This is a genomic window from Celeribacter halophilus (assembly GCF_900114135.1).
Lineage (GTDB): Bacteria > Pseudomonadota > Alphaproteobacteria > Rhodobacterales > Rhodobacteraceae > Celeribacter > Celeribacter halophilus.
Map to the genome: position 1 here is coordinate 1 of NZ_FORY01000047.1, position 6,079 is coordinate 6,079.

Sequence of the window (6,079 nt, forward strand, 5' to 3'; positions counted from 1 at the left end):
GCATCAGCATCGGCGTCCGCGTCGGCATCAGCATCAGCATCGGCGTCAGAATCGCTGTCGTCTCCGCCACCGCCACTAGCAGCGGCCGCAATACCAAGCGCGCCGAGACCGACCGCAACCGCTGCGATCGCCTCATCAGACATGCCCTCTCCCAAGCCAGCTGCTGCAGGATCTCCCTCAACGACCATATCATTGCTGTAAACAATGCTATGCAACGATCCATCTGCGGCAGGGACATAATAGTCAGTGACCGTAATTGTATCTCCGTTGCCGAGATCAATGATCAAATCATTGCCGGACCGGCCATACGTTTCGAGGCCAGTCTGATCAAGATTAAGTTGAACGCGCACCTCTGTCGGTGACGCCTGAATAGTTTGCATAGCCATGGTTCACTCCTATACCCATTTGCACCCTGCATATAGCCTTTAATATATATTTAGGATTTTATCAAAGACTTAAGTATGTAAAGTATGACCAATAAGATTATTTGGTCAAGTTTCCAAATTTAACCAAACCAAAATCCATGTCGTGCTGCCTGATATTGAACCATAGCGAATGGGGGGAGCGCTATTTTCTCACCTTAACATCTTCTCCGACCTTTAGGCTGGAGGAAGATGTTAATCTTGCGATCGTTCGGCATCAGTGGCGCTAGGAGCTCTCAATATGGTGCTTGCCAATTGCAATGCGTTTAAGAGAATTCCCAAAAGAAAGGCTAGCGCGAGGAAGACTGGATTAGCGATTACGCTGTCTATCCAATCTGGATCGATAGTAAAGGGATCCGCTCCGCTCACAGAAACTCTAATTGCACCGTCTCCTCCTCCAGACAACGCAACTACTTTCAACACCATTTGGTCATCTATAATAGCAGGAAAAAAATGACCATTACTTGTGGTCGACGGCAGGTTATTTGAAACGATTTCCACAGCTGAACCCGGGATAAGTTCGCCACGCTCCAAGGTCACCGATCGTCGCCCCAAGATACGCGTTAGCCAGTTCTGTTCTCGAATTTCATAAGTTCCACCCCAAAGAAAATCAGGACGGCCACCAGATGCCAGATCACGCCCAAGGCTGATCCGGCCGGACAGTGAGAGCAGGCCAGAAGCTTGCAATGACTTGGGTGATATCACCAGAAAACCATTCGGAGCTTCTCGTGGTCGGATTTCTCCTGCTGCAGAGACTGGCGCCACGCAACTATCAGAACTTAAACTTTCGCATGGAAGAAAACGAACCAGCAAACTTTGGTCAGCCTCCACTCGGATGTCCAGCACATCACCAGCATCAATAGCGAGCCGTGTATAGGTGCCATCTGGCAGGAATTGCTTACATATTGGATGCTGGCTTTTCAAAGCTGCGCGCAAGTCCGGATTAGGACGACAAAGCGTCATGCCCTCCTCAATTAGCCAGTGTTTACTTTCATCGAAATGAACCTGCAGAGACATCGTATCAGCCACAATCACTGCAGTCCGATCCACAAAATAGCGAGTGTTACCGACTAGGGCCGCAAAAACTGCCAGCACAACAAGCCAAGCCAGACCTCCACGCAGCAATCCAGATTGCCTTCGAAGACTCTGATATAGGAGGCGATAAACTCTTGGGCCTAATTGGGAAGTATGCTTCACCATTCGAGCAAAAGAGGCGTTGAAGCTTCGACATGACCAGAACGCACGCGAATGAGTTCTATTTCGACAGGGCTTTCATCGTTCTCACCCAAAGCAAGATCACAAACCATATCGAAAGCAGCGCGATTACCCTCGGTGAGAGGAGCACATTTTATTTCTGGGCCATCTCCCACATAGGCGAAGACTTCATCAGCTTGAAAGGCATTTACAAACAACCGGAAGCTATCCGGACTTGCCTGCGAAAGACGCCAGCCAGACAAAGCAAGCTGCTCACTCTGGCCTATACAGGAGCCTCTCTGCACAAGTGTCCCGATGCGATCAGCCCCGATCTCCAGTAGCCGGTCCTTGTATGAAGTAGGGTAATCAAAAATGACTTCTCCGCCCGCCCAGTCATCCGGCAACGCAAAATCATTACGCGCTTCATAAAGCCCGTCCACCGTAGTGACAGTAAGACAAAGGTCGGTCCAACTAGCGGGAACTTCCGCGCTAATTCGAAGCTCTTCAGAAAGGTTTTGCGCTATACGTGACAGTCCAACCACGAGTGTTCCCGATATTTCAGAATTTTCGAAAACCTTTTCAACAAACGGCGTTGTTGCAAGTCGCGTTGGATCTGCGCTAGCCTTGGACACCAACATCACCACACAACATAAGATAATAAACAGATTTCGTAACATGCGGATTACCTTCAATATAGTTGTATTTTGCGCCAGTATATTCTTGTTTTTTACCACCGGACAAGTTGCCTCTGCCCAAGCTGTTCAAGTGAAAGCGAAAGAAGAAGGACAAGGATTTTTATTTTCCGAAAACGGCATATGCTACATCTTGACTGCGGCCCATGTAACGGACGGCGCGCGACGTGCGCAGGTTGTGACACAAAACGGAAACGCGGGGTCAGCAACAATGGTTGCCCCGTTTTGGGAGGGCTTTGATCTAGATGTAGGTCAGGTTCGGCGTATTCCTGATGGCGATTGCACTGCAACATTCGACGACTTACGGCAAGGAGCGTCTACCGCTCTTTCAGGAGCACGCATCGTTCTACCAATTGTTAGCCCTGGAGGTGTCGACAATCTTGATATGTCCGTGAGCCGCTCTGACTATCTAGAATTCACGGGGCAATTTCTTGAGAAGGGTTATGCAGGCAAGAAAGGAATGTCCGGCGGATTTGCATTGGTAGGGTCAACTCCCGTTGGCATGGCACGCGCAACAACGACAGATGGCTCAATTCAATTCATCCAAATGGCCGAAATAGCCATGAACCTGAGACGCTGGCTGGACCGGTCTGCCTTTTCGGCTCCTCCCGCTCCACAAGAAGCACCCTCAGAACAGGAAGGAACACCTTATTCGATTGTTTCAGTCACTCCACCGGCCATAGATAGTGCACATCTCATTGAGGCAATGATAGAAGGCACCAATCCATACGCCTACCCTGCCGGGAAAAATGCAGAAATCGTACTAAAAAACCTGGCCGAGGAAGAGAAGGTTTTGAGCCGCTTACGAGTGATCAGCCTGCCCCGAGATGGTTATTCTCAACCTGAGCAGATACGGATCGATGTAACACCTCGAGCTGGGGGCACAGCGCAGTACTGGCGCATAGACACCTTTCCACTTGATGGTCTCTACGACACTGGGCGAGTAGCGCGCCGATTTGCGGATTCGATTAAGATTACTCTAATTGGAGCTCGAGGAAATGATCCGGTCCATGTCGACAGGATCATTCTCGAGTAACATTTCCACCTACTAGCGTCAGCGGGATAAGCCCGATGTATTTCAATCTAGTAGGCGAATAGTAAGTGGTACGCTACCAGCAGGATTACCACCGAAATCAAAATTAACCCCTCCTCTAAGAGTACCGGTCTCATCAGCCTGGAAATTCACCCACCTGCCCTCCATGCCAGAAGCAGAGAAATAAAGGCTTACGAAACCGGCTCCTAGACGCATTGCACACACTCTTTTATTTGAGGCGTGCGGAAAACATCCATCATCTTCGTCATATGCAGCCGGTTGATAACTGAATGACCCAATTTTGTCCGGTCCCATACTGCCCCCAAGACCCTTAAGAACTCTGATGAATGTTTCCATCTCCTCCTCTTTTACATTGGACGCATCGAAGCTCACAGAAAGCGCAGGCAACTTGGAGAAATGATGCTCTAAAGCTGCCGCACGGATTGTTGGATCAGGGTTTGTAAGAGCAAATCTAAGCGCCATCCGCTCCAAATCACTATCCCCGGAGGCAAGCATACCTTCGACCGCAGCAAGCGAACGACGAGGGTCAGGATCATCGAGCAGTTCCTGAAATCCTGATAAATTACTAGACCGCGCATCTACGAGAGATTTTAACTCTTCAGGTGTCATTTGCGCAGACACAATGGTTCCCCAAAAGCAGAACCCTGTGCTGACGATTAATGAGCGGAGCGATGACATTTGGACCTCTAAAAATCATAGGCATTTATTAAAAACAATTAATACAAAGCACTTAAGCAATGGCAAGTACTGTACTTCTGTTCCTATCAAACAAACACCCACGCTCAGAAACAAAGCCCCATTACGAAGCCCAAGAGTATCGGGCCGTGCCGCCTAAAAATCAAAGAATCCATACTGCCAAATTTCAAATCCTCCTTTCGAAACGCTGCACCTCAACGCCAAATAGGCTTAAACATGAGACAAGCTGACATGGAGCGATATCTAAATAATGCTCGATCTCTTCGTCATTTATTTAAATCGCCCACAACATGTAATTGTTTCGCGCGCGAAACAATTACGGCATCACACCACAATGAAAAAAGAGACCTCCTACACCTCTCTCCGCATACTCATCGTCAACCTCGCTGGATACCCCGTCCTTCAGGGCGGGGAGGAACGCGAGAGCGGCCCTTGAGCGCTTCCCCTGAGATTTGACATATTCAGCAATCACTGACAGGGGAGCGCCGCCACAACTTGCCGCGAAGTAGGACGGGGACCAAAGAACACCCTTGTAATAGCGCCCGGTGATTTCAGGGCGGGTCTCGCGCAGCAGGCGACTGGATACGCCCTTGAGACTGTTGACCAGCCGTGACAAGGCAACCTTGGGCGGATAATGCACGAGCAGGTGGACGTGATCGTCCTCGCCGTCGCACTCGATCAATTCCGCCTCGAAATCCCGACAGACTTTGGCGAAGATGTCACGAAGGTCGCTGATAGCGGGTTCCGACAGCACATCGCGGCGGTATTTTGTAACGAAGACCAAGTGGACATGCAGCATGTAAACAACGTGTCGTCCAGTTCTATAATCCATATTTTCCAGCCTTGGACCCATTGCTATACTGGCACTATGATCCAACGCGGCTACCGTTACAAACTCAAGCCCACGCCTGCGCAGGAACGGCTGTTCGCGCAGTGTGCCGGGGTATGTCGCCTGATTTACAACCTTGCCCTGGAACAGCGCCGAGACCACTGGCGCTCCTTCAAGCGCCAGACCGGGAGTAGCATCAGCTACCCCAGCCAAGCGCGGGAACTGACCGAGCTGCGCGCCGAATACGACTGGATTGCCAACGTCTCCCAAACCTGTCAGCAGCAGGCTTTGCGCGATCTCGACCGTGCCTATCAGAACTGGTTCAAGGGTATTGCCAGCTATCCCAGTCCGCGCAAAAAGGGTCGGAATGACACGTTCCGCTTTCAGGGCAGAGAAGTGCGGGTGCGAAAGCTGAACGGCACGTGGTCTGATGTGCGCCTGCCCAAGATTGGATGGGTGCGCTTTCGTGACACGCGCCCGCTGCGTGGCAAGGTGAACAACGCCACGATCAGCCTTGCACCGAACGGCTGGCATGTCTCCTTTACACTGGCGATTGAACACGAAGCCCCGGTCAATATCGCCCCGGCGGTTGGCGTGGATCGCGGCGTGGCGAATACGCTGGCCCTGTCCACGGGAGAGCGGATGTCCGTCCCGGCGAGCATTGCTGCGCTGGAGCGCCGCCAGAGGCGCGCGCAGAGGGAGCTTTCCAGACGCAAACGAGGATCGAAGCGATACGCCAAGGCCCGCGCGCGCGTCTCCGCCCTGAGCGCCCGTCGCGCCCGCATCCGCAAGGACTGGCACCACCGTGTCAGTCTCGAGCTGGCCCGCCGGTTTGGAACCGTTGTGCTGGAAGACCTCAACACCAAGGGCATGACTGCCAGCGCCAGGGGCACCATAGACGAACCCGGACGCAATGTGCGCCAAAAGGCCGGGTTGAACAGGGCTATTCTCAATCAAGGCTGGCATATCTTTGAAGCCTTACTCAGCTACAAGCTGAAAGAGCGGGGCGGTGAACTGAGGAAGGTTCCCGCCCGACACACGAGCCAAACGTGTTCGGCGTGTGGTGCAGTTGACAGTCGGAGTCGCAAGAACCAAGCGCACTTTGTCTGCACAAGCTGCGGCCACTTTGAAAACGCCGACACCAATGCGGCAAAGGTGATCTTGCGTCGGAACACGGCGCCTATGCTCGTGG

General features: G+C 51.9%; 6 protein-coding genes and 1 pseudogene. 2 read left to right on the forward strand and 5 right to left on the reverse strand.

Annotated features, from left to right (window positions below; all coding sequences use genetic code 11):
• From BM152_RS18505 to BM152_RS19090, 3 genes are all read right to left on the reverse strand, one after another.
• On the reverse strand, positions 1-386 hold a 386-nt coding region (locus tag BM152_RS18505), incomplete at its 3' end, for a BapA/Bap/LapF family prefix-like domain-containing protein (protein ID WP_425285124.1).
• Between the two features lie 231 nt (positions 387-617).
• Positions 618-1,451 carry a hypothetical protein gene (locus tag BM152_RS19085; protein WP_139222555.1) on the reverse strand — a complete coding sequence of 278 codons (834 nt, stop codon included), beginning with the start codon at positions 1,449-1,451 and terminating at the stop codon, positions 618-620.
• A 164-nt stretch (positions 1,452-1,615) separates the two neighbouring features.
• On the reverse strand, positions 1,616-2,293 hold the full coding sequence (locus BM152_RS19090) for a hypothetical protein (protein ID WP_139222556.1): 678 nt from the start codon (positions 2,291-2,293) through the stop codon (positions 1,616-1,618).
• Here BM152_RS19090 and BM152_RS18515 point away from each other — a divergent pair.
• Positions 2,292-3,344 (forward strand): S1C family serine protease, encoded by a 1,053-nt coding sequence (locus BM152_RS18515; RefSeq protein WP_066608222.1) that lies wholly within the window; start codon positions 2,292-2,294, stop codon positions 3,342-3,344. The genes BM152_RS19090 and BM152_RS18515 overlap by 2 nt on opposite strands.
• Before the next feature lie 42 nt (positions 3,345-3,386).
• On the opposite strand, the gene BM152_RS19095 is transcribed toward BM152_RS18515, so the two are convergent.
• Positions 3,387-4,040, reverse strand: coding sequence for a hypothetical protein (locus BM152_RS19095; RefSeq protein ID WP_139222557.1), 654 nt, complete (start codon positions 4,038-4,040; stop codon positions 3,387-3,389).
• Positions 4,041-4,503: 463 nt separating this feature from the next.
• Positions 4,504-4,890: pseudogene (gene tnpA, locus BM152_RS18520) on the reverse strand (IS200/IS605 family transposase); the annotation flags it as partial.
• A 36-nt stretch (positions 4,891-4,926) separates the two neighbouring features.
• Between tnpA and BM152_RS18525 the strand changes: the two are divergent.
• Positions 4,927-6,079, forward strand: a 1,153-nt coding sequence (locus tag BM152_RS18525; RefSeq protein ID WP_074914673.1) for an RNA-guided endonuclease InsQ/TnpB family protein, incomplete at its 3' end; no start/stop codon positions are given.

Bases quoted from the DNA above. Each gene is read 5' to 3' on its own strand.
- BM152_RS18515 (WP_066608222.1), top strand. From the start codon at position 2,292: ATGCGGATTACCTTCAATATAGTTGTATTTTGCGCCAGTATATTCTTG.
- BM152_RS19090 (WP_139222556.1), bottom strand. From the start codon at position 2,293: ATGTTACGAAATCTGTTTATTATCTTATGTTGTGTGGTGATGTTGGTG.
- BM152_RS19095 (WP_139222557.1), bottom strand. From the start codon at position 4,040: ATGTCATCGCTCCGCTCATTAATCGTCAGCACAGGGTTCTGCTTTTGG.